The sequence below is a fragment of the Aestuariimicrobium sp. G57 genome, assembly GCF_050110855.1.
GTDB lineage: Bacteria > Actinomycetota > Actinomycetes > Propionibacteriales > Propionibacteriaceae > Aestuariimicrobium.
This window is the reverse complement of record NZ_JBNINW010000002.1, coordinates 544,694-568,798: the sequence shown is the minus strand read 5'-3', so window position 1 is coordinate 568,798 and position 24,105 is coordinate 544,694. Positions and strand designations below refer to the sequence as shown.

14 protein-coding genes are annotated in these 24,105 nt (G+C 69.2%); 7 read left to right on the top strand and 7 right to left on the bottom strand.

The genetic code is table 11. The features are described from left to right. The first annotated feature begins 47 nt into the window (after positions 1-47). The 3 genes from argG to ACQCX5_RS06545 all read left to right on the top strand — a co-directional run bounded on the left by argG (position 48) and on the right by ACQCX5_RS06545 (position 5,268). Positions 48-1,466: an argininosuccinate synthase gene (argG, locus tag ACQCX5_RS06555; RefSeq protein WP_434541209.1), complete on the top strand. Its 1,419-nt coding sequence runs from the start codon at positions 48-50 to the stop codon at positions 1,464-1,466. Positions 1,467-1,815: 349 nt separating this feature from the next. Continuing rightward, positions 1,816-2,661: an ABC transporter ATP-binding protein gene (locus ACQCX5_RS06550; protein ID WP_434541208.1), complete on the top strand. Its 846-nt coding sequence runs from the start codon at positions 1,816-1,818 to the stop codon at positions 2,659-2,661. 3 nt (positions 2,662-2,664) lie between these two features. Beyond that, the gene (locus ACQCX5_RS06545; RefSeq protein ID WP_434541207.1) at positions 2,665-5,268 is read left to right on the top strand and encodes an ABC transporter permease; all 2,604 of its coding nucleotides are present in this window, start codon (positions 2,665-2,667) and stop codon (positions 5,266-5,268) included. A 120-nt stretch (positions 5,269-5,388) separates the two neighbouring features. Here the strand turns inward: ACQCX5_RS06545 and ACQCX5_RS06540 are convergent, their stop codons facing one another. Next, entirely contained in the window at positions 5,389-7,335 is a 1,947-nt protein-coding gene (locus ACQCX5_RS06540; RefSeq protein WP_434541206.1) for an ABC transporter ATP-binding protein, read from the bottom strand. Further along, the gene (locus ACQCX5_RS06535) at positions 7,332-9,242 is read right to left on the bottom strand and encodes an ABC transporter ATP-binding protein (RefSeq protein ID WP_434541205.1); all 1,911 of its coding nucleotides are present in this window, start codon (positions 9,240-9,242) and stop codon (positions 7,332-7,334) included. The genes ACQCX5_RS06540 and ACQCX5_RS06535 overlap by 4 nt, the downstream gene beginning before the upstream one ends. Before the next feature lie 439 nt (positions 9,243-9,681). Here ACQCX5_RS06535 and ACQCX5_RS06530 point away from each other — a divergent pair, with 439 nt between their 5' ends. Next, positions 9,682-10,254 (top strand): WhiB family transcriptional regulator, encoded by a 573-nt coding sequence (locus tag ACQCX5_RS06530; protein ID WP_434541204.1) that lies wholly within the window; start codon positions 9,682-9,684, stop codon positions 10,252-10,254. A 202-nt stretch (positions 10,255-10,456) separates the two neighbouring features. After that, positions 10,457-11,221 (top strand): HAD family hydrolase, encoded by a 765-nt coding sequence (locus ACQCX5_RS06525; protein ID WP_434541304.1) that lies wholly within the window; start codon positions 10,457-10,459, stop codon positions 11,219-11,221. Positions 11,222-11,260: 39 nt separating this feature from the next. On the opposite strand, the gene serS is transcribed toward ACQCX5_RS06525, so the two are convergent. Then, positions 11,261-12,535 (bottom strand): serine--tRNA ligase, encoded by a 1,275-nt coding sequence (gene serS / locus ACQCX5_RS06520; protein WP_434541203.1) that lies wholly within the window; start codon positions 12,533-12,535, stop codon positions 11,261-11,263. A gap of 74 nt (positions 12,536-12,609) precedes the next feature. Between serS and ACQCX5_RS06515 the strand changes: the two genes are divergently transcribed. Then, the gene (locus tag ACQCX5_RS06515; protein ID WP_434541202.1) at positions 12,610-14,175 is read left to right on the top strand and encodes a diacylglycerol kinase family protein; all 1,566 of its coding nucleotides are present in this window, start codon (positions 12,610-12,612) and stop codon (positions 14,173-14,175) included. On the opposite strand, the gene ACQCX5_RS06510 is transcribed toward ACQCX5_RS06515, so the two are convergent. Genes ACQCX5_RS06510 through ACQCX5_RS06500 form a run of 3 tightly spaced genes read right to left on the bottom strand, consistent with a single transcriptional unit; the run spans position 14,150 to position 18,430 of the window. Next, on the bottom strand, positions 14,150-16,675 hold the full coding sequence (locus tag ACQCX5_RS06510) for an HAD-IC family P-type ATPase (protein WP_434541201.1): 2,526 nt from the start codon (positions 16,673-16,675) through the stop codon (positions 14,150-14,152). The genes ACQCX5_RS06515 and ACQCX5_RS06510 overlap by 26 nt on opposite strands. Next, positions 16,672-17,577: a prephenate dehydratase gene (gene pheA / locus ACQCX5_RS06505; RefSeq protein WP_434541200.1), complete on the bottom strand. Its 906-nt coding sequence runs from the start codon at positions 17,575-17,577 to the stop codon at positions 16,672-16,674. The genes ACQCX5_RS06510 and pheA overlap by 4 nt, the downstream gene beginning before the upstream one ends. A 28-nt stretch (positions 17,578-17,605) precedes the next feature. Beyond that, positions 17,606-18,430, bottom strand: coding sequence for a DUF2510 domain-containing protein (locus ACQCX5_RS06500; RefSeq protein WP_434541199.1), 825 nt, complete (start codon positions 18,428-18,430; stop codon positions 17,606-17,608). A 188-nt stretch (positions 18,431-18,618) separates the two neighbouring features. Between ACQCX5_RS06500 and ACQCX5_RS06495 the strand changes: the two genes are divergently transcribed. Then, positions 18,619-19,965, top strand: a complete 1,347-nt coding sequence (locus tag ACQCX5_RS06495; RefSeq protein WP_434541198.1) for a S8 family serine peptidase — start codon at positions 18,619-18,621, stop codon at positions 19,963-19,965. A gap of 68 nt (positions 19,966-20,033) precedes the next feature. On the opposite strand, the gene eccCa is transcribed toward ACQCX5_RS06495, so the two are convergent. Continuing rightward, the gene (eccCa, locus tag ACQCX5_RS06490) at positions 20,034-24,101 is read right to left on the bottom strand and encodes a type VII secretion protein EccCa (RefSeq protein ID WP_434541197.1); all 4,068 of its coding nucleotides are present in this window, start codon (positions 24,099-24,101) and stop codon (positions 20,034-20,036) included. Positions 24,102-24,105 lie beyond the last annotated feature (4 nt).

Below are 24,105 nucleotides of genomic sequence, written 5' to 3'. Positions count from 1 at the left end.
CCAGGAATAGTTATGCCTTCACGGGGTGGTTGCGCTAGGCTCTGGCTGTGTCCAAAGTCCTGACCTCCATCCCCGCCGGCGAACGCGTCGGCATCGCCTTCTCCGGCGGCCTCGACACCTCGGTGGCGGTCGCCTGGATGCGTGAACACGGCGCGATCCCGTGCACCTACACCGGCCAGCTCGGCCAGTACGACGAGCCCGACATCGACTCAGTGCCCGGCCGCGCCATGGCCTATGGCGCCGAGATCTCACGCCTGGTCGACTGCCGCGAGGCGCTGGTCGAAGAGGGCTTCTCGGCCCTGGCCTGCGGCGCGTTCCACATCCGTTCGGGTGGCCGTGCCTACTTCAACACCACGCCGCTGGGTCGTGCTGTGACCGGCACCATGCTCGTCCGGGCCATGGCCGAGGACGACGTCAACGTCTGGGGCGACGGCTCGACCTACAAGGGCAACGACATCGAGCGGTTCTACCGCTACGGGCTGCTGGCAAACCCCAGCCTGCGCATCTACAAGCCCTGGCTCGACGAGGCCTTCGTGACCGAACTCGGCGGGCGCCACGAGATGAGCGCCTGGCTCACCGAGCGCAACCTGCCCTACCGCGACTCGCAAGAGAAGGCCTATTCGACCGACGCCAACATCTGGGGTGCCACGCACGAGGCCAAGACGCTGGAGCACCTCGACGCGTCCCTCGAAGACGTCGAGCCAATCATGGGCGTCAAGTTCTGGGACCCGAACGTGCGCATCGACACCGAAGAGGTCACGGTCACCTTCACCCAGGGACGCCCCGTTGCCCTGAACGGCAAGACGTTCGCGTCGTCCGTCGACCTGGTGCTCGAGGCCAACGCCATCGGTGGACGCCACGGCCTGGGCATGAGCGACCAGATCGAGAACCGCATCATCGAGGCGAAGAGCCGCGGCATCTACGAGGCACCCGGTATGGCGCTGCTGTTCATCGCCTACGAGCGGCTGCTCAACGCGGTGCACAACGAGGACACCCTGTCGAACTACCACTCCCAGGGGCTGCGCCTGGGTCGGCTGCTGTACGAGGGCCGCTGGCTCGACCCGCAGTCGCTGATGCTGCGCGAGTCGATCACCCGGTGGGTGGCCAGCGCCGTCACCGGCACGGTGACCCTGCGCCTGCGCCGCGGCGAGGACTACAGCATCATCAACACCGAGGGCCCGAACCTCAGCTACCACCCGGACCGCCTCTCAATGGAGCGTGTCGAGGATGCCGCCTTCGGCCCCACCGACCGCATCGGCCAGCTGACCATGCGCAACCTCGACATCGCCGACACCCGCGAGAAGCTCGAGATCTATGCCGAACAGGGTCAGCTCGGGGGTGCGCATGCGCACCTTGTCGGCGAGCTCGACCAGGGTCGGGCCGGCGCCATCCCGAGCATCGGCATGGGCCCCGACGAGGCCGACGAGCCGCTGGACCGCGCCGCCTTCGAATACGGCACCGACTGAGGTCGGGCCCGGCCTGCACGGCCCGGTCATCACCAGCGCCGCGTCCCTCTGGGGGCGCGGCGCTTTTTCCTGCGTTGTCCAGAACCCGGCAGTCCCGGCCACACCAGCACCACCATCGCGCCTTCCCGACCGGGCCTGCCGGATCCTGGTCACCGGTCAACCGCGTCGCCCGACCGATGCGTGCCGTGACCCACGTCACACCCCGGCCTGACCATCACTCAGGGGTTCTCAGGGTTGACGCCAGCATCATCCGGGGGTTCGTGGGGGTCGAGCCCCACAGACATGACCCCGCCCCGGCGACAAGGATCAAGACGTGAACATCCCCACGCCGCTCGAAGGATCCCCCACCATGTCCCCCACCCCCGCCGTCACCGCAGAGAACCTGATCAAGACCTATGGCTCCGGCTCTGCCAAGGTCACTGCCCTCGACAACGTCTCGGTGACGATCGCCCCCGGTCAGCTCACCGCCGTCATGGGCCCCTCGGGCTCGGGCAAGTCGACCCTCATGCACTGCATGGCCGGCCTCGACCGCCCCACCTCGGGCCGCGCGCTCGTCGGCCAGACCGACATCGGCTCGATGCGCGACCGCGACCTGACCAGGCTGCGCCGCGACCGCATCGGCTTCATCTTCCAGCAGTTCAACCTGGTCGCCACCCTCACCGCCAGGGAGAACATCCTGCTGCCGCTCAACATCGCCGGCCGCAAGCCCGACCCGACCTGGTACGACGAGGTCATCGCCGCGGTGAACCTGGCCGACCGCCTCGACCACAAGCCCTCCGAGCTCTCAGGTGGCCAGCAGCAGCGCGTCGCCTGCGCCCGCGCCCTGATCGGCGCCCCCGAGGTGATCTTCGCCGACGAACCCACCGGCAACCTCGATTCCACCAGCGCCGCCGAGGTGCTCGACTTCCTGCGCCGCAGCGTCGATGAGCTCGGCCGCACCGTGGTCATGGTCACCCACGACCCCTACTCCGCCTCGTACGCCGACCGCGCCCTCTTCCTCGCCGACGGGCGCATCGTCGACGACCTCGACAACCCCACCCATGCGCACGTCCTCGAGACCATGGGTCGCCTCGACCCCCGCCGCAGCCGCACCGGCGTGCGTGCGCTGCGCACCAGCCCTGCCACCCCGTCAACCGTCGACACCTCGGGCGACCTCAGCACCGACGACCTCGCAGGCGAAAAGGTCGGTGCCTGAACCATGTTCCGCGCCAACCTCACCTCGCTGTGGAGCCGCAAGCTGCGGCTCATCATGTCGCTGGTTGCCATCGTGCTCGGCGTCGCCTTCGTGTCCGGCTCGTTCGTCTTCGGCGACATGATGTCGGGGGCGTTCACGTCGATCACCCGCTCGACCATCTCTGATGTGGACGTCGCCAAGGACCCCGCGGCCACCACCACCGACGGCACCGCCGGCACCAGCAAGATCGACCAGGCCCTGGTTGACAAGGTCAAGCAGGTGCCCGGGGTCACGAACGCCGCCGGCTACATCAGCGTGCAGGGCGTCACCGTCATCGCCAGCAACGGTAAGGCCATCACGAGTTTCGGCCCGCCCCAGCTCGGCATGAACTACATCGACCTGCCTGCCTTCGACGGCGGCCAGGGCCTGCATGTGGTCACGGGTCGCGCCCCGCAGACCACCAACGAGATCGCGATCGATCCCGACACGCTGCGCAAGTCGGGCTACCAGATCGGCGACACGATCAAGGTGCTCACCCCCGAACAGGGCGCCATCTCGATGACCGTTGTCGGCACCGCCACCTATGGCTCGGGCGGCACCGCGGGTGCCACCTATGCCCTGATGACCACCGAGCGCATGCAGCAGCTGGCGATGGGCAGCAAGGCCACCTTCATGGGAATCTGGGTCGTCACCAGCCCGGATGCCGACCGCGCCCAGGTTGCCAAGGACATCCAGGCCATCATTCCCGACGGCTACCTTGCACGCGATGGTGAGGTGCTCGCCAAAGAGCTGGACGACAGCATTGGCCAGGCACTCGGCTTCGTGAACACCTTCCTGCTGGTCTTTGCCGGCATCGCGCTGCTGGTCGCCAGCTTCTTGATCATGAACACCTTCACCATGCTGGTCGCCCAGCGCTCGAAGGAGCTCGCACTGTTCCGGGCGATGGGCGCCAGCCGCGGCCAGGTGCTCGGCACCGTGCTCGGCGAGGCCTCCGTGCTGGGCCTGGTCGGTGCCGTCATCGGCGTGCCCGCAGGCATCGGCCTGGCGTTCGCCATCAAGGCGGCCATGGCGCTCGGTGGCTGGGACCTCGGCCCTGTGCCCGTCGGTCTCGACCCGATCGGTGTGGCGGCCGCGCTCATCACCGGCGTCGGCGTCACCGTGCTGGCGAGCCTCGGCCCAGCCCGGCGCGCCACCCGCATCGCCCCGGTCGAGGCAATGACCGCCGCCAAGACCGAGCAGGAAAAGGGCCTCGGTGCCCGCGCGGTCATCGGCACCGTGCTGGCCGCGGTCGGTGCAGCCGCGATCGTGGCCGCCCTCACCATGGACCTCGGCCAGGAACTCGCCGTGGCCGGCATCGGCATGGCGCTGGCACTCATCGGTGTGGCGATCGCCTCGCCGCTGCTGGGACGACCTGTGGTCTGGGTCGTTGGACGCGCCTACCGGGCCCTCTTCGGCGAGGTCGGACGGCTCGCCACGCTGAACTCGATGCGCCAGCCGCGCCGGACGGCCGCGACGGCGTCCGCGCTCATGATCGGGCTGACGCTCGTCACCACGGTGTCGATCTTCAGTGCGTCGGCGGCGGCGTCGGTGCGCAGCCAGGTGACCGACACGCTGCGCGGCGACTATGTCGTGGGGCAGCGCGGGTTCCTGGAGTTCCCCGCGGATGCGGGCGACAAGATCGAGAAGGTCGACGGCGTCGACAAGGTGTACCGCATGAGGTCGGGCATGTTCCTGGCGCTCGAGCCGGGCCAGGACAAGCCCACCGAGCAGCAGCTCAACGATGTCACCGGCCAGTACATGGTCGGCCTGGGTGCCATGCAGGCCGACAGCCTCGACAAGATCCTGCCGCAGTCGATCACCCAGGGCCGCATGTTCGCCGGGCCCCGCGAGATGATCGTCGAGAAGGAGACCGCCGAAAAGAAGGGGCTGGGAGTCGGTTCCACCGAGCGCTATTTCTCGCCCGAGGCCCAGCGCATCGTCGAGGTGACGGTCGTCGGCATCTACACCCGCGGCGACGGCCAGGCCATCTTCGACCGATGGGTCTCGACGCAGACGCTGACCGACCTGGGCCTGGCCAAGCAGGACACCTTCCTGGCCATCTACCTGACACCCGGCGCCGATGCGGCCGCGACGAGGACCGCGATCGATGCCGCCCTGGCCGACATGCCACTGGTCTCGGCCATGGACGTCAACGAGTACAGCGACCTGCTGATCGGCAATGTCGAGCAGGTGACCACGCTGCTGTATGCCCTGCTGGCCATGAGCATCGTCATCGCCGTGCTCGGCATCGTGAACACCCTCGGCCTGAGCATCGTCGAACGCACCCGGGAGCTCGGCCTGCTGCGGGCCATCGCCCTGACCCGCACGCAGGTGCGGCGCATGATCACCCTGGAGTCGGTGGTGATCTCACTGCTGGGCGCCGTGGTCGGTGTCGGCCTGGGCTGGGTGTTCGGCGTGGTGTTGCAGAAGGTGATGCCGGCTGATCAGGGCATCACCGTGCTCGAGGTGCCCTATCTGCAACTGGCGGCCTTCGTGGTGGCAGCCGGGCTGGTGGGCGTGCTGGCCGCCGCCTGGCCGGCGCAGCGGGCAGCCCGCACCAATGTGCTCGAGGCGATCGCCGCGGAGTGATGCCTGCCCGCACCCGGCCGCGCACTGTCTGCCCCTGAACGCAGCATTTGCCCTTGCTTCGAAGCAAGGGCAAATGCTGCGTTCGGGGGCACTTGTGGGGTGGCTCAGCTCGCTGGTGGGTCAGCTGGTCCAGGCCCGCCACAGCGCCGCATACTCCCCGTCGCGGGTCATCAACTCGTCATGGCTGCCCAGTTCGGCGATCCGCCCGTCGATGACCACCGCGATCCGGTCGGCGTCGTGGGCCGTGTGCAACCGGTGCGCGATCGCCACCACCGTGCGTCCGGTGAGCAGCGATGACATCGAGCCCTCGAGGTGCCGGGCCGTGCGCGGGTCGATCAGGCTGGTCGCCTCGTCGAGGACGAGCGTGTGCGGGTCGGCGATCACGAGCCTGGCCAGCGCCACCTGCTGGGCCTGCGCCGGCGTGAGCTTCTGGTTGCCCGAGCCCACCAGCGTGTCGAGCCCCATCGGCAGCCGACGCACCCAGTTCGCGGCGTCAACGGCCTCGAGGGCCTGCCACACTTCGTCGTTGGTCGCGGTGTCCTCACGGGCCAGGATGATGTTGTCGCGCACCGACCCCACGAACACGTGGTGTTCCTGGGTGACCAGCGCCACCTGCGTGCGCAGTTCGTCGACCGGCAGGCCCATGACATTGACCTCACCGATGGTGACCTCGCCCGTCCGGGGACCGTTGATGCCGGCCAGCAGGCGGCCCAGCGTCGACTTGCCCGAGCCGGAGGGTCCGACGATCGCCAGCCGTTCGCCCACCACCAGGTCGAGTTCGACCCCGTGCAGCACATCGTGCCCCTCGCGATAGGCGAACCGCAGGTCGGTGCCGACCATCTTCGTGCTGGCCGGGCGGGCCGGCAGCGCCGCCCGGTCGGGTTCGACCGAGTTGATGCCGAGCAGCCTCGCCGTCGACGCCACACCCGACTGCAGCCGGTCGACGCTCTGCAGCAGCACGTCCATGGGGCCGATCAGCTGCTGGCAGTACAGTGCCGCCGTCGCCACCTGCCCCAGGCTCACCCAGCCGCGCGAATACCCCACCGCACCGAGCACCACCAGCACCACCAGTGGCAGCTTCAGCGCGATGTCGGTGCCGGTGAACAAGATGTTGCGCAGGCTCATGGTGTAACGCTCGGCCTGCGATGACACTTCGGTGTCGCCGTCGGTGATGCGGGCGCGGCGGCGCTGCAGGTTGAGCGATTCCACGGTGCGCGCTGCCTCGACGGTCTCGGTCAGCGGCGTGTTCAGCGCCGAGTACGAACCGCCCTCGGTGATGTAGCCCGGCAGTGCCCGCCGCAGGTACCATCGCGCCACCGCGAAGAACAGGATCAACGCCACCAGGTTCGGCAGGGCCAGCAAGGGTGAGGCCACCAGCAGGGCCCCCAACGTGATCACGACCGTCGAGCTGCTGATCAAGAACTGCGGCAGCGCCCACTGCGCCGACTCGGCCATCACCGACACGTCGCGGGTCACACGAGTGACCAGGTCGCCGGTGCTGGCTGATTCCACCCGCGACAAGGGCAGGCGCAGCACCGAACGCACCACCTGCTCGCGGGCCCGCGCCAACAGGTCGTTGCCGAACAGGGTGGTCACGGTGCGCGCGAGAAATGCCAGCAGGGTCTGGACGAGCACAATGCCCACGCCCAGCAACACCAGCAGGCCAAGGTCACGCCCCAGCTCGGGGTCACCCGACTGGGCCCGGTCGATGATCCAGCCCAGCAGCGCCGGCAGCAGCACGCCGAACACCGCCGCCCCCGCATTGGTGCCCAGCAGCGCCCCCAGCATGCCCGGGCGCCGTCCGATCAGCTGGCGCATGAACGTGCCGACCTCGCTGTTCGAGGCCACGGGCAGCCCGCGCTCGGGCGTCCTCGAGGTACGGAAGAACTCAGTCGCACGGCGCTGGCGCAGCCGGTAGCGGGCCGCGAGGTCGCGCAGTCGCCGCAGCGGCCCGCCCTCGTGGGTCGGGAACAGCTCGTCGGGCAGGTCGGTGCGGCGCAGCGGGTCGTTGCTCCACGCCGCCTCCGAGCCGGCGAAGACCCGTTCAGGGGTCGGTGTCGTTGTCACACCAGCACCTCTTCGGCGTCGTCGTCGAACCCGCGGGCCACGATGCCGCGGTAGTCGGGGTGGCGCAGCAGGTCGTCGTGGCGGCCCTCGGCCACGCAGCGGCCGTCGACCATCAGCACGACCCGGTCGGCCTGGTGCAGCCACAGCGGTGAGGCGGTGGTGATCACGGTGGTGCGGCCGCGCCGGTGGGCGGGCAGCCGTTCGGCGATGCGCGCCTCGGTGTGCGCGTCGACGGCGGACGTCGGCTCGACCAGCACCAGCACCTCAGGATCGAGCAGCAATGACCGCGCCAGCACCAGCCGTTGGCGCTGGCCACCCGACAACCCGCGGCCACGCTCGTCGATGCGTCCCGACCAGCCGCCGGGCACCGCGTCATAGACGTCTTCTGCGTTGGCGACCACCAGCGCGGCCTCGGCCTGGGTGCGGGTGGCGAGCGCGTGGGGATCGACCAGTTGCTGCAGCGTGCCGGCAAAGACCGACGCCTGTGCATCGCTCACGACGATCCGTTCACGCACCTGGACCATCGGCACCTCGGACAGGTCGACCCCGCCCACCGTGACGCCCCAGCGCCCGCCGGCCCGTTCCCGGTCGCGTGCGGCCTGCGCGGCGCGCTCGGCGCGCAGCCGGCGGCGTTCGACCCCGGCGGCCTTGCGCGCCAGGTCGGTGTCGGCGGCCACCTGCACCTCGTCCTCGTCGGACAGGTAGCGACCCAGCCGGTCGGCCAGCGCGGCCGTGTCGTCGGGCACCGACGACACCACGACCGTCAGTTCACCCGGACGAGCGGTGAACCCGCTGCGCTCGTCGGCGATGACGGCATCGCGCGGCAGGTCGACCGGGTGGGTCGGGGGCGTCCAGGGCACCTCCTGACGCAGCACATGCAGCGCCTTCTCGGCCGACACGAGGCCCTGGTTCCAACGGTTGATGAAGACGAACAGCGTCTGGATGGGACCCACCAGGAACACGGCGTAACCGAAGAACGAGACCAGCTCACCGGCCGTCAGCTGCCCTGCCAGCACCTCGCGGGTGCCGAGCCAGGTGATCGCGACCATCAGGCCACCGCTCATCAACCCGGCCAACGCATCGACGCCGGCCTGCCACGGTGCGGCCCGGTCGCCGGACTGGCGCACCAGCTGCGACTGCCGGGCGTAGTTGTCGCCGAACGTGCGCTCACCGCCGATGCCACGCAGGATGCGCAGGCCGGCGACGATGTCGGTGGCCATGCCGGTGAGCACGGACGACCTCGACCTCATCTGCACGCGGATGCGCCCGAGTGGGCCCAACAGCGGCCACGACGCGATCACCATCAGCGGCGTGGCGACCAGGACAACCACGCCGAGCCGGGGTGAGGCCTGCAGCACCACGATCGAGACGACCACGATGGCGAGCACCGCGGCCAGCACGCGGGTCATGACTTCACCGACGGCGCCGAAGATGTCGGAATCGCCCATGGCGACCGAGAGCACCTCTCCCGTGGGGGTGCGCCGGGGCAGGTGGTGGCCGAGTTCGAGGCCCTTGCGGTTGACCAGCAGGGTGCTGCGGAACATCACCTGCAACCACTGGGACACCACCGTGGTATGCATCAGCGTGCCGCAGATCGAGGCGAAGGCGATGTTCAGGCCCAGCAGCAGCGCCCACCCTGCGGTGGTCGCGACACTGCCCGAGGCCACCCCGGCGTCGATCGTCCGCCCCAGGAACCACGGCGTCAGGCCGTTGGGCACGTACCAGAAGATCGCCAGCAGGTTGGTGGCCAGGAACAGACCCCGGGCCTTCCAGACCAACCACCACATGAACCGGGCGGGCGAGCGCAGGTCGGGGTTCTCGGGATTGGCCGACAGCGTCACCGGCAGGGGGCCCTCTGCGGTGGCGGGCAGTCCGAAGGCATGGACGCGGGGCGGGAAGGTGTGCATGGCACCCGCCAGCCTACGCGGCTGGACGCGCCCGCCGCATCGGACTTTTGGCCGTGCCGGGGCAGCCGGGCAGACGCCTCACACCGGCCATTCTGCTACATCGCGTAGTAAGAGCTCGGCGGGGGATCGAGGGCCGCGCAGCGCACATTGTTCACCCACTGTTCACTTCTGGGGATCTTTTCAGTTGAAGTTTGTATCAACTGCGTGCTGACTGAGTACTTCTACTCAGAACCACCCACGCCCCTACTCAACTTCGCGGCGTGCCAACACCCAGAAAAGTCAAGTAGTACGCCTGCCACTAGGCACTTCATCGCCGCGTCAGCTGCTGGAACCCTAGATGAGGGCAGGGTCAGGTCAATTTCAGTGGGAACCCGGAACGACCCTGACGACGTCACAGATCACGTAACTCAGCAGTTCGAGAAGGATGGAAATTCGCGCCATGAGCAAGACCATGAATGAGACTGTGACGATTCCCGTGTGTGTCGAATATGCCGACCTCTTCCAGCACCCGATGCTCGAGGACCAGGTGACCCCCAAGAACGTGGGCGAGCGCCGCGAGCACACCATGTTGGTGCGCAAGGCCGAGAACCTGTGCCTTGACTGCCCGCTGATGACCAGGTGCCTCTACACCGCCGTCGTCGAGCACGACGTGGCCGGGTACGTGGCCGGCACCACTGCTCGCCAGCGCGCCGAGATGCGCAACCTGCTGGGAGTGCGCCCCCAGCCCGAAGACCTGGACACCCTTGCCGGTGTGAGCTCGCCGAACCGCCAGGTCGACCACAACGAGGTGTTGCGCCTGCGCAATGCCAACCCCTACGACTCGCTCGAGTCGATCGCCCAGCGACTGGGTTGCTCGCTGTCGACCGTCAAGCGCCACCTGCGCAAGGCCCGCACGCTCGGCGAGCAGGCCGTGGCCGCTCCGTCGGTCGTGCCCCCCAGCCCTGAACAGGTGATGACCGCCTACGCCGTCGTCACCCGCCGTCGCTCCGCTGCCGAGGAGCGTGCCGCCTGAACCTCCCCGCCAAGGTTCTCACCGCCCGCCCGGTCATGCACCGGCGGGCGGTGCTGCGTTTCCACCCCGGACGAGCGCATGCTCGTCCACGAACCGACCCCACAACGCGTGCTGCCACCGAATCGCCACCCACGCGACACCCCCCGTTCAACTCGCAACTGGCATATTGGGGCGCATGACTCTCTCTGACTGGCGACCGAAGCTGGTGGCCCTTGACATCGACGGCACGCTGGTCGACGAGACGGGCTACATGCCCTCACACGTCAAGGATTCGGTGGCGCGTGCGCTCAAGGGTGGCGCGAAGGTGGTGCTGTCGACCGGGCGCGGCTGGTACGCGACCAAGCCGATCTTCGACACCCTCAGCCTGCCGCCCGGCCCTGCCGTGTGTTCCAACGGCGCAGTGCTGTGCACCTACCCGCCCTTCGAGATCACCAGGGTCGCGACCTTCAACCCCGAGAAGGTCATTCGCCATGTCGTCAGCCGGGCCCCCAATGCCCGGATCGCGGTCGAGGTGATCGGCAAGGGGTTCCGGCTCAACAAGATGTTCCCCGACGGTGACCTCGACGGTGAGATGACCATCGAGAGCATCGAGCAGCTGTGCGCCGAGCCGGCAAACCGCATCATCATCCGCGACCCCGACGTGCCCTCGGAAGAATTTCTGGGCCTTGCCGAAGAGATGGGCATGCATGGCGTCAGCTATGCCGTGGGCTGGTCGAACTGGCTCGACATCGCCCCCGAGGGTGTCAACAAGGCCAGTGGCCTCGAGGTGATCTGTGCCGACCTGGGCATCGACCGCGCCGATGTGCTGGCGATCGGCGACGGGTTCAACGACGTCGAGATGCTGGCATGGGCCGGCCGGGGGGTCGCGATGGGCAACGCGGCCGACGGGGTCAAGGCATACGCCGATGCCGTCACCGACCACTTCACCCAGGACGGCATGAGCGCCGAACTGCGGCGCTGGTTCTGACTGCGCTGGTTCTGAGGCGGTCGCGGTCCCCGGGCCCGATCAGGCGATCGGCTCGAGGGTCTGGCGACCGCCGATGAACGGCTGCAGGGCCGCCGGGATGCGCACCGACCCATCGGCCTGCTGGTGGTTCTCGAGCAGCATGATGATCATGCGGGTCATCGCGCACAGCGTGCCGTTGAGCGTCGCCACTTGGCGGGTGCCGTCGGCGAACCGGCTGCGGATGCCCAGCCGGCGGGCCTGGAAATCGGTGCAGTTCGAGGTCGACGTGATCTCGCGGTAGCGGTCCTGGGTGGGCAGCCAGCCGTAGCAGTCGAACTTGCGGGCGGCCGACAGGCCCAGGTCACCCGAGGCCACGTCGAGCACCTGGAACGGGATCTCGAGCGCAGTGATGAACTCCTTTTCCCAGGCCAGCAGTTTCGCGTGCTCGGCCTCGGCGTCAACCGGGTCGCAATAGACGAACAGTTCCCACTTGTCGAACCAGTGCACGCGGAAGATGCCGCGCGTGTCCTTGCCGTACGAGCCCGCCTCGCGCCGGAACGCCGGCGAGAACCCGGCATAGCGCAGCGGCAGCGAGCCCGCCGCGAGGATCTCGTCGGAATGGTAGGCGGCCAGCGGCACCTCAGCGGTGCCGACCAGGTACAGGTCGTCCTCGGCCAGGTGGTACACGTCCTGGGCAGCCTGCCCCAGGAAGCCTGTGCCCTCCATCGCGGACGGCTTCACCAGCGACGGCGGGATCATGGGCGTGAAGCCCCACTCGAGCGCCTTGCTCAGGGCGAACTGGCTCAGTGCGAATTCGAGCAAGGCACCCTGGCCGGTGAGGTAATAGAACCGCGACCCCGACACCTTCGCGCCGCGCGCCATGTCGATGGCCCCGAGCATCTCGCCCAGTTCGAGGTGGTCACGCGGGGTGAACCCTTCGGCGGCGAAGTCGCGGGGGGTGCCGACGGTCTCGAGCACGACACCGTCGTCCTCGCCACCCGTGGGCACCGCGTCGATCACCAGGTTGCCGAGCTGCTTGAACAGTTCGGTGTAGACAGCCTCGGTCTCATCGACGGCGGCCTGGGCCTGCTTCACATCAGCGGCGAGGCTCTTGGTGCGGGCCAACAGGGCAGCCTTGTCGTCACCGGTCGCCTTCGCGACGTCCTTGCCAATGCTCTTCTGCTCGGCACGCAGGGTCTCGAAGCGGCTGATGCTTGCGCGGCGTGCCTCGTCGGCGACCAGCACCTGGTCGACGAGTTCGACCGATTCGCCGCGTCGCTGCTGGGACTGGCGGACGCGGTCGGGATCGTGGCGGAGCACGGCGGGATCGATCATGGTGACACTCTATCGAGCTACTAGGCTTCGACGTGACCGCAATGTGTGCGGGCCCGGACGGGAGGAACGGCGCCATGCGCGTGTCGAAGTTCGCGCTGACCAGCCTCGCGCTGACCACCGCCCTCGTCGTCGTGTGGACCTGGCTGGCCATGGACAGCGCCACCCTGCGCGACTTCGACACCGCCATGAGACCGCCCCGTCTGGGTGGGGCAGCCCAAGAGATCGTCCGCGCCCTGCAGGTGGTCACCATGCCCCAGGTGCTCGTCGTCGCCAGCTTCGCGCTGGGGGCGCTGGCCTGGCAGCGACGGCTGCGCAACCTGGCGTTCGCGCTGGCGCTCGCCCCCACGCTGGTGTGGGCCCTGAGCGGCACGATCCGGCGCCTCGTGGGCCGGGACCGGCCCCCGCAGTGGTACGAGCATTCCTTCGCAGAACTGCCGCTGAGCTACCCCGACTCGCACGTCGCCGTGGCCACGACGTTCGCCACCATGCTGGTCGTCAGCGCCACCGTGGTGCGCTCGCCGTGGCGGGTGCTCAGGGCACGTCGGGCCTGGTCGGTGACGGCGGTGGTCGCCGTGGCGCTGGTGCGCTGGCTTGCCGGTGCCGTATGGGCGAGCGACATCATCGGGGCCGTGCTGGTCGGGTTGGCCGCGTCCTCGGCGGCCGGCGCCGTCTCGGGCGTCGTGCGCCAGCCCGTCTGGTTCAGCCTGAGCCGCGGCAGCGCTCGTCCGGCCGAAGAGGCCACCGGGGTCTGTGCCGTGGTCTACAACCCCGCCAAGGTCGGCGACGAACAGGGGTTCCGGCGGCGGATCGCGCACGAATGCGCCGAGCGCGGCTGGTCCGAACCGAGGTTCCTGACGACCACCCCCGACGACCCCGGGTATGCGATGACCCGGGATGCCATCGCGGCCCATCCCGACCTGGTGCTGGTGGCCGGGGGTGACGGCACGGTGCGGGTCGTCTGCTCCGAGCTGGCGCACACGGGCATCAACCTCGGCATCGTCCCGGCCGGTACGGCGAACCTGCTGGCCCGCAACCTGGGCGTGCCGCTGGACGAGGTCGAAGCGCTCACCGCGGCCTTTGACGGGCAGCCCACGCCGACCGACCTCGTCAAGGTCACCATCGACGGCGACCGGCGCAATGCCGAGCATTTCGCGGTCATGGGCGGCCTCGGCATCGACGGCAAGGTGATGGCTGACACCAACGCGCAGCTGAAGAAGGCGGTCAAGTCGGTCGCCTATTTCGTGGCCGTCGCCCAGAACCTCAACACTGCCCCCGTGCAGGCCAGCGTGACCCTCGACGGCAAGCTCGTCAACGACAACCCTGCGACGCTGATGCTGGTGGGCAATGTGGCAGAGATCCAGGCCGGGCTCGCGATGTTCCCGCACGGCAGTGCCCACGACGGTGAACTCGACCTGATCGTCACGGGCCCCAGCGGGCTCGGGCAGTGGGTGAAGTGGGGGCTGCGGCTGCTGCGCAAGCAGAGTTCACACCAGGTCACCGAGATGCAGGGCAAGCACGTCGAGATCCGGGTGGCCGAGCCGATGCCCTACCAGTTCGACGGCGACACCCTGGGCAGGGCCAGCACCTTCGAGGCCGAGGTGGTGCCCGCGGCCATCAGCGTGATGCTGCCGCACCGCTGATCGTGGGGGCGTGCGGGGCGTTCGGGGCGTGCGAGGCACCGCCGGCCGCCGCGTGTGCCTCGTCCTCGCGACGCTGGGCCGCCCGTCGCCACCACCAGACGACCTCGACCAGTGCCGCCCCGACCAGGCCCACGACCACGCCGAGCAGCAGCTGGGCAGGGTTGCCGGTGTCGATGTGGATGAAGGGGTGCAGCCAGGTGAGGTTGAACAGCAGCACGTAGAAGCCCATCGAGCCGGCGACCAGCAGCACCTTCCACCAGGCAAAAGGCCTTGCGACGACGGCAAGCACCCACGAGGCGGCCGTCAGCTGGGTGACCAGTGCCGCGGTGCTGGCCTGCGCCCACGCCTGGTCGGTCGCGGCGCCGGGGTTGCCTGGTTGCACGAGCAGCCAGGTGGTGAAGGTGGCCAGGCCGACGATGATGCCCGCCGGGATGGCGAGCCGCATCACCCGCGTCACGAAACCGGGACGGGCCCGCTCATTGTTCGGGGCCATTGCCAGGAAGAACGCGGGGATGCCGATGGTGAACCAGCCGGTGATGGTGACGTGGATCGGCACGAACGGGAACCGGTCGGTGATGCCGATCAGCCCTGCGATGCCGGACAACAGTGCGAGCAGCACCGAATAGACCGTCTTGGTCAGGAAGAGGTTCGCGACCCGCTCGATGTTGCCGATCACGCGGCGTCCCTCACCGACCACGTGGGGCAGGGTGGCGAACTTGTTGTCGAGCAGCACGATCTGGGCGACACCGCGGGCAGCGGCCGAGCCCGAACCCATCGCGACGCCGATCTGGGCATCCTTGAGGGCGAGCACGTCGTTGACGCCATCACCGGTCATGGCGACGGTGTGGCCCTCGTGCTGCAGGGCGTGCACCATCTGGCGCTTCTGTTCGGGGCTGACGCGCCCGAACACGTCGGCCTCGTTGACCACCGCGTCGAACTGGTCGCCGGGTTCAGGCAGGGTGCGGGCGTCGACCGGGTCGCGGGGTGCCTGCCCGGCCCCGAGCTGGTGTGCGCCGATGCCCACCGACCGGGCGACCGCGCCGACCGAGACGGCATTGTCGCCAGAGATCACCTTGACCCGCACGCCCTGCTGGTCGAAGTAGTCGATGGTGGGCGAGGCATCGGGACGGACGCGTTGCTCGAGCACGACCAGCGCGACAGCATCGACCGGCGGCGTGTGGTTGCTGGTGGGCGCCTCGGTGGCGCGGCCCACGAGCAGCACCCGCAGGCCCTCTGACCCGATGGCCTCTGCCCTGGTGGCGACCGGCGACCCGGGGGCAGCCAGCACGTCGGGGGCTCCGATGAGCCACCAGGTCTCGCCCGACCGGATGCCCGAGAACTTGCGGGCGCTGGTGAACGCGAAGACGTCGTCGGTGGCCAGCCCGGTGGGATTGCCCGGCTGCCGCTGCCCCAGGTATTCGGTGATGGCGGCCATCGACGCGTTCTCGGACGGGTCGGCGCTCGCAAGGGCGGCGAGCGCCCTGTGCAGCTCTGCCCGGTCGGCGGCTGCGTCGTCCAGTGTGATGACGTCGGCGACGCGCATACCGTTCTCGGTGAGCGTGCCGGTCTTGTCGGCGCAGACGACGTCGACGCGCGCCAGGCCCTCGATGGCGGGCAACTCCTGCACCAGGCATTGGCGTCGTCCCAGCCGGATCACACCCGCGAAGAACGCCATCGAGGTCATCAGCACCAGGCCCTCGGGCACCATCGGCACCAGCGCGCCCGCGAGCCCGAGCAGTGCGGTGCGCCAGTCGCGTTCGGCCTGCTGCAGCGAGGCGACGATGCTCAGGATGGCGACGGGCACCAGCAGGAAGGTGATGACGCGCAGGATCTTGTTGATGCCCTGCATCAGCACCGACTCGGTGAGGGAGAACTTGTTGGCCTCGGCCGTGAGCTTGTTGGCATGGCTCCGGGCCCCGACGCGGGTGGCCCGGTAGACCGCGGACCCCGCGACCACGTGGCTGCCCGAGAGCACCTCGTCACCGACGGCCTTGGCGACCGGCTCGTTCTCGCCCGTCAGCAACGACTCGTCCACCTCGAGCGAGGTCGCGCTGACCAGTTCGCCGTCGACGAGCACCTGGTCGCCGCGGCCCACCTCGACCAGGTCGTCGACGACGATTTCGTCGGGGTCGTAGGCCCGCGTCGGCTCACCGGCGCGGCGGATGCGCGGTTTGGACTCCCCCAGCACGGCGAGGCGGTTGAGGGTGCGACGGGCGCGCAGTTCCTGGACGATGCCGATGCCGGAGTTGACGACGATGAGCAGGCCAAAGGCGCCATTCGTCCAGGAGCCGGTGATGATCACCAGCGTGAACAGCACCGCCAGGATCGCATTGATGCGCGTGAACAGGTTCGCGCGCACGATCTGGGCGACGCTGCGGCCCGAGGACGGCGGGCGGGTGTTGACCAGCCCGGCGGCGTGGCGCTGCTCGACCTCGGCGCGGGTGAGGCCGTCAGGCCCCGCGGGGGTGACGACAGGGGTGGCAGGTTCGTCCACACTCACCGCAGGCCCGCCAGCCACGCGTGGGCGCGACGGTAGTCATGGTCGCTGGCCCCTCGCGGCAGGTGTGCCTCGACCTCGTCGGCCCGGGGGTAGGAGCCCAGGAAGACGACCTCGCGGCAGGTGCGGTGCAGGCCGAGCAGTGTTTCGGCCATGCGCTCGTCCTCGATGTGGCCTTCGGCATCGATCGAGAAGCAGTACTGGCCCAGCGTCGTCTTGGTGGGACGCGACTCGAGTCGGGTGAGGTTGATGCCGCGGGCCGCGAACTGCTCGAGGATGTCGAGCAGGCCGCCGGGGCGATCGGTGTAGGGGTAGAGCACCATGGTCGTCTTGTCGGCCCCGGTGCGGGTCGGGCGGGCGGCATCGGGTCGGGCCACGAGGACGAAGCGGGTGACGGCGGATTCATTGTCGGCGATGCCACCGGCGAGCTCTTCGAGGCCATACATCTCACCGGCGATGCGGGCACAGACGGCGGCATCGTGGGTGGCGTCGGGTGCCGCGACATGTTCGGCGGCGCCCGCGGTCGAACCACCCTCGGTGATCACGGCATCGGGAAGGTGGTCGGCCAGCCAGTGGCGCACCTGGGCGGCGGCGGTGGGGTGGGTCAGCACCTTCTTGACATCTTCGAGGCGGGTGCCGTGCTTGGCATAGAGGCCGAACTGCACCGGCAGCAGCACCTCACGGACGATGCGCAGCGCGGGCTCGGAACCGAGGTTGTCGAGCGTGGCCGAAACACCGCCCTCAACGGAGTTCTCGATGGGCACCAGCGCAGCCTCGACCTCGCCGCTGCGCACCGCGTTGAGCGTGGCGACGACCGAGGCATAGGCCACATGGTCGTGGTCGCCGAGGGTCAGGAGCGCCTGGTGGGTGAAGGTTCCGACGGGGCCGAAGAATCCGAGCTGCACCAGACCACTTTATCGACCGCCCAAACGCTCAGCGTTCGAAGCGCATCGAGGCGAGCGAGGTGGTGATCGCGTCCTTGGACTGCGCCGGGGAGTCGTCGAAGGTCACCTGCACCCAGAGCATCCAGGTGGGGGTGGCGCCGACCTGCACCGTGACGGCCGTGACCTCACCCTTGCGGGTGGTGCCGTCGGCGGTGAAGGTCACGGGGATCGTCGAGGACCAGGCCCGGCGGCCGTCGAGGGTGACCTGCTTGCTGGTGGGTGCACCGAGCGTCGGCTTGAACTCGCCGAGGATGGCGCGGGCGACCTCGGCGGCGGCGACCTCGGAGTTGAGCTGTTCAGACCCGGTGATGAACAGGCCCTCGGCGGCCGTGCCGACGCGCACCTGGGTGGCGGGGATGGTGGCGTCGTCGACGGTGACGTTGATCTGGTCGTCGAAGAGGGGGTTGCGCTCGGCGTAGGCGTTCTCGGCGTTCTGCGAGGGCAGCTTCACCGAGAAGTAGCCGCTGACATTGAGCACACCGTCGCTGATCCGGGCGCGCGGGTTCTCGGGGGTGGTCGTGACGAGCGGCCCCGTGGGCGTGGTGGCGACCGCGGCGGGCATGTCGCGCCGGTTGAGGTACATGCCGATGCCGGCCAGCACTGCGAAGCCGAGCAGCAGCACCAGGGCCAGGATGCCGAGCTGGCGCAGGATGCGGTCAGCGGCAGAAGGCTGTGGGGTGATGCGGCGACCGGGTCGGGCCGGCGGCGCGGCGTGACGGTCGGTGCCGACCCAGCTGGTCCAGCCGGTGCCGTCCCACCAGCGGTAGCGATCGGCGGTCGACGGGTCGTCATACCAGCCGGGGTCCTTCGCCATGGGATCACCTGCCTCGGGGTGTGGGGTCGCTGGAGTGTGGGGTCGCGTCGGCCCAGACTAACCCCCGTCCGGGTCTGTCCGGATTCCGGCAGGCCCGGTCCGACGGGGCGTGTTGGGGTGGTTTGCGCCCCATGCCTGCCGGAATCCGGTCAGCTTGGGTTGAGACGCGGGCTCGGTACAGTGCGGGTGTGCCCTCGCCCGACCGCCATCACCCCCGCCAGCAGCACCCTGTCCGCCGCCGTGGCGCGTCGTGGGCCGTGCGTGCCACCGCCGCGGTGACGCTGGTGGGCATGGCGGCGGTCGGGGCCACGGCACCACAGGCCCACGCCGCCGACCCCCTCGAGGTGTCGCTGTGCCGGGCTTTCCAGCCACTGGGCAACCAGGGCAACACGGCATGGCAGATGGACCGGCTGCACCTGCGCGAGGCCTGGACCATTGCCACCGGCAAGGGCGTCAGCATCGCCGTCATCGACACGGGCACCAGCAATGTCAACAGCGCCTATTTCAATGCCAACGATGTCAAGAGCTTCAACATGGTGCCCATCGACGACCAGGACCGCAAGGACGGGCTCGACTGCGGCCACGGCACCCAGGTCACCAGCCTGATCGCGAGCACCCACGGCATCGATGCCCGCACCAACTTCGGCGGGGTGGCCCCCGATGCGACCGTGCTGGCCTACCGCGCGCTGGCGGTGCCGATCGACCAGAACGGCAACCAGCAGTCCGAATCGCCGGCAGCGACGGTGGCCGCCATCAACGAGGCCATCAAGGCCAAGGTGCGCATCATCAACATCAGCCAGGCGATGGGTGTGCGTGACGCGGCGTACGAGGCCGCCATCGCCCGGGCCATCGCCGCGGGCATCGTCGTGGTGGCCGCGGCGGGCAACACCGACATGGGCCTGACCGGCCCGGCCTACCCCGCCGCCTATCCCGGGGTGATCGCCGTCGGTGCCACCCGCCCCGATGACACCCCCTCAGAGGTCACGCATTCGGCCACGGGCATGCAGGTCACGGTCGCCGCGCCGGGTGAACTGGTGACGGCACTGAACCCGTCCATGAAGCCTGCCAAGACCGACCAGGCGTCGATGGTGGCCAACCAGGCCTATGTGAACGTGACCGGCACGTCGTTCGCGGCGCCGCTGGTGACCGGCGTGGTGGCGCTGCTGCTCGAGAAGGAGCCGAACCTGACCCCGGCGCAGGTCAAGCAGCGGCTGATCGAGACCGCCGACCGCCCGGTGGCCACCCCACCCGACCCGAAGCTCGGCTGGGGGGTGGTGAACCCGGTGCGCGCACTGGTCGGCACCGCCGTGCCCACGTCGAGCCACCCAAGCCCGACGGTGCCCGAGACACCGACGCCGCCGCCCGCCGAGGCGCCGGTCGACCCACGCCCGCAGCGGTTCACCCTGGCCGCTGCGGCCGGCGCCCTGGGCCTGGCGGGGCTTGCGCTCACGTTGAAGCTGGTGATCCCTGCCGCCGCGAAACGTGACTTCGCCCCGGCCGAAGAGCCGCGCGACGAGGACGAGGGCGAGGGCTGACCCCCGCCGGTGCACGTTGACACCCTCGGTGCACGTTGACACCGGTCAACGGGGTGCCCGGGGCGGTGCTACTTCTGCTGTTCGCCCGTCACATCCGCCACCTGCACCAGCACCTTGCCCGCCCTCGTGACCAGCGTGCCGCGCCCCGGTGGCAGCGGCGACGGCTTCACATCGGCCCACAGCGCGCCCTCGTCCTTGGTGCCGCTCATGATCAGCGCCGGGTTCACGGCGTCCTTCATGCGGGCCACGATCTGGTCGCTGAACACGGTCCGGCCGGCACCACCCATGCCCCGGGCCAGGATGATGTGCAGACCGATGTCCTGGGCCTGGCTGACCAGGTCGGCGAACGGCATCATCGGGTTGCCCAGGCTGGTCGCCACCAGTTCGTAGTCATCGACCACCACGAACATGTCGGCGCCCGACCACCACGACCGGTCACGCAGCTGCTGCTGGCTCACATCCGGTCCGGGCAGTCGCGTGCGCACCGCGTCCGCGGCATTCTTGAGCAGTTCGGTGCCGGCCTGTGATGAGGCCGCATAGCCGATGAGGTGCTCAGTCTCGATCTCGCCCAGCAGGTCACGGCGGTAGTCGACCAGGATGATCTTGGCTTCCTTGGGGGTGTAGCGCGCCGTGATGCCGCGCAGCAGCACCCGCAGCAGGTTCGTCTTGCCCGATTCGGGAGCACCGAAGATCACCATGTGCGGGTCCGACAAGGGGTCGAGCACGGCCGGGGCCAGTTCGAGCTCGTCGATACCGAACGGGATGAACCTGTGCTGGCCGTCGTGGATGGGCTGCGGCAGGGTCTTGATGTCCAGGCTGTCCGGCAGCATGCGCACCGGTGCCGCCCCCGGCGCCTGCCAGGCCCGGTTCATGGCCTCGATCATGGCCCGCTGCCCCACGGCGACGTCGTCAGCCGATTCGACCGAGTCGACCCGCGGCAGCCCGATCAGCGAGTGCAGGCCCTCGTGGGTGATGCCTCGTCCCGGACGACCGGCCGGCACCAGCGCCTGGGTCTTGCGGTTGATCTCGGACTCGAACGGGTCGCCCAGCTTGAGTTCGAGGCGCGACTGCATCATGTCGCGGATGTTCGCGCGCATCTCGGACCACTTGCTCGCCGCGATCCAGACATGGATGCCGAAGCCCAGGCCGGTTGCCGCCAGGTTGGTGATCACCTGCTCCTGGGCCTCGAACTCCTGGCGCAGGGTGTTCCAGCCGTCAATGACCAGGAACACGTCGGTCGGGAACCGGTCGGGCGGGATGGTGCCCTCACGGCGTCCACGCCGGTAGGTGTTCATCGAGTCAATGCCGTGCTCGGCGAAGAACACCTCACGTGCGGTGCGCAGCGTGTTCATCTCGGCGATGGTGCGCCGCACCCGGTCAACGTCGAGTCGGCCACACACCGAGCCCATGTGTGGCATGTCACGCATCGAGGTCAGGCCACCGCCGCCGAAGTCGAGTGCATAGAAGCCGACCTCGTGCGGGGTGTGCGTCAGCGCCAACCCGGCCACCGCCGCGCGCAGCCCCATCGACTTGCCGGCCTGCGGGCCGCCGACCACCGCGAGGTTGCCACCCGACCCGGAATAGTCGATCCACATCGGGTCGCGACGCTGCTGGCGCGGGCGGTCGATCAGTGCGACCGGGCCGCGCAGTTGGCCATGGACGCGCGGGTCGGCGGTGGTCAGGCCGCGCCCGGGCACCTCGGCGAGGTTGCCGCCCAGCAGCTGGTCCATCGCCGGCGGGTCGTCCAGCGGCGGCAGCCACACCTTGTGCGCCGGCCAACCGTGCCCCTTGAGCCGGTTCACCACGAGGGTCAGCAGGGTCTCTTCCTCTTCCTCGTCGTCGTCGGACGAGTTCTTGGCCGCGGGCAGTTCAGCACGCGTCGGCGCCGCCTCGATGACCGGCTGCTCGACCACGGGGCGTTCGACCAGCGGCACATGCGCGGCCGAGAACTCCAGCACCGGTGGGCGCCATTCGTCGACCTCGCGGATGCCCCCGCCCAGGTCGTCCCGCTCGACCACGCCACCGGCAGACGGTGACCCGTGCCACGGGCCCGAGACGTAGGCGGCCTTGAACCGCACCATCGAGACGGTGTCGAACTTGAGGTAGCCGTTGCCGGGGCCGGGCGGCAGTTCGTACGCGTCGGGCACACCGATGACGGTGCGCGATTCGGCCGGTGAGAACGTACGCAGGGCGATGCGGTACGACAGGAACGTGTCGAGGCCCTTGAGCTTGCCCTCTTCGAGTCGCTGCGAGGCGAGCAACTGGTGCACGGCGATCGATCGTCCGACGCGACCGATCTGCAGGAACAGGTCGATGAACTCGGGACGGGCTGTCAGCAGCTCAGAGAACTCGTCGACCACGATGAACAGGTGCGGCATCGGCGGGATGTCGGCGCCGGCCTGGCGGGCCTTCTCGTAGTCCTCGCGGTTCTTGAAGTTGCCCGCGGCGCGCAGCACCTCCATGCGGCGGTCGAGTTCACCGCCGATGGCGTCCTGCATGCGGTCGACCAGGCTCATCTCGCCCTCGAGGTTGGTGATGACCGCCGAGACGTGCGGCAGGTCGTCCAAGCCCAGGAACGTCGCGCCGCCCTTGAAGTCGACCAGCACCAGGTTGAGCTGTTCGGTCGAATGGGTCATGGCCAGCCCGAGCACGAGCGTGCGCAGGAACTCGGACTTGCCCGAACCGGTGGCGCCGATGCAGATGCCGTGGGGGCCCATGCCGCCCTGGGCCGCCTCTTTGATGTCGAGTTCGACGGGGCGGCCGTCCTCGGCGGTGCCGAACGGGATGCGCAGGTGCTGGCGAAGCGGACGCAGCTTCCAGGCCTGGCGCACGTCGAGGGTCAGCGGGTCACCGACACCGACCATCGCCGGGTAGTCCTTCGGCGGCTCGAAGACGACTTCCTGCGCGTCCTCCTCGTCGGAGACTGCGGTCAGCGGCAGGCGATAGGGCGACAGCTGGCGGGCGAGCATCTCGACGTAGACCTGCGGGGTCAGGTCGGGACGACCCAGCGAGGTGCGGGCGATGACGCCCTTCGGGGTGCGGCGGTGCAGGGTGAGCCCATCGTCCTTGATCTCGAGGAAGGCGACGCGTTCCTGCATACGGCGCGGCACCTGGGTCTCACCGGTGATGTGGATGCCGATGGCATGTGCCGAGGGGGTGGCGTACTGGCTGGCGATGACGTCGTCGACCGAGTCGACCACGACCATCACCTGCGAGGGGTCGGCGTCGGGGCTGACCTGGTTCATCGACAGCGTCTGCAGGTCGTCGGCCGAGGTGGCGAACAGGCGCACGTTGCCCGCGCCGTCCTTCTCGTTGGGATGCTGCAGGTGGGGCAGCCACTTGACCCACGACCAGCGGTCCTGGACGTCGGGGGCCGCGCACACCATCAGGCGGATGTCGTTGGGCGCATGCCAGGTGACGGTCTGGGCCACCATCGAATAGGCCAGCCTGCGGCAGGCCTCGACGTCGCCGATCAACCGGATCTCGCGGAAACCATCGAGGTTCATCGCCAGCGGCACCGACTGCACGAGCCGGTGGGTGCGGATGAAGCGGCGCAGCGCGCCGGTGGTGAGCGGCTCGAGGTCTTCGAGCGGCTGCGACTCGGGCGGGGTCAGGCGCTTGGCGAACTGCTGGGGGCCGACCGCGACCCGGATCGAGGCGAAGTCGTCGTCATCGCGGCGGCGTTCCCACATGCGCTTGTTGCCGATGATGGTCCACAGGGTTTCCGGCGGTGGGTGCCGGAAGGCGACGGCTGCGCGCTGCTGGTCGGCCCCCTGGCGCACCTGCCGACGGGTCTGGCCGAGATAGCGGAAGTAGTCACGCCTACCGGCATCGAGCTGCTGGGACTGGTCGTCATTGCCTCGCCCGGTCTGGCTCATCATCATGCCGAGCATCGAGATGGCGTACATGCCGCCGACGATGCCGCCCAACGGGCCGCGCCCACCCATACCACCGCCCATCATCATGATGCCCATGGCCAGTGCACCAGCGATCATCGGCAGCATGCGCAACATGTTGCCGAAGGGCTTGCTCGGTGTCGGCGGCGGGATCTCGGGGGGCGGTTCGAGCAGCAGGTCACCGCGGGGCATCGGGGGCGGCGCGGCGCGCTTGGCCCGGTTGAACGTGATGACACCCATGCGT

Excerpts from the sequence above, each read along its gene's own strand:
- ACQCX5_RS06550 (WP_434541208.1), top strand. The coding sequence starts at position 1,816 with ATGTCCCCCACCCCCGCCGTCACCGCAGAGAACCTGATCAAGACCTAT.
- ACQCX5_RS06545 (WP_434541207.1), top strand. The coding sequence starts at position 2,665 with ATGTTCCGCGCCAACCTCACCTCGCTGTGGAGCCGCAAGCTGCGGCTC.
- ACQCX5_RS06535 (WP_434541205.1), bottom strand. The coding sequence starts at position 9,242 with ATGCACACCTTCCCGCCCCGCGTCCATGCCTTCGGACTGCCCGCCACC.
- ACQCX5_RS06530 (WP_434541204.1), top strand. The coding sequence starts at position 9,682 with ATGAGCAAGACCATGAATGAGACTGTGACGATTCCCGTGTGTGTCGAA.
- serS (WP_434541203.1), bottom strand. The coding sequence starts at position 12,535 with ATGATCGATCCCGCCGTGCTCCGCCACGATCCCGACCGCGTCCGCCAG.
- ACQCX5_RS06515 (WP_434541202.1), top strand. The coding sequence starts at position 12,610 with ATGCGCGTGTCGAAGTTCGCGCTGACCAGCCTCGCGCTGACCACCGCC.
- ACQCX5_RS06500 (WP_434541199.1), bottom strand. The coding sequence starts at position 18,430 with ATGGCGAAGGACCCCGGCTGGTATGACGACCCGTCGACCGCCGATCGC.
- eccCa (WP_434541197.1), bottom strand. The coding sequence starts at position 24,101 with ATGGGTGTCATCACGTTCAACCGGGCCAAGCGCGCCGCGCCGCCCCCG.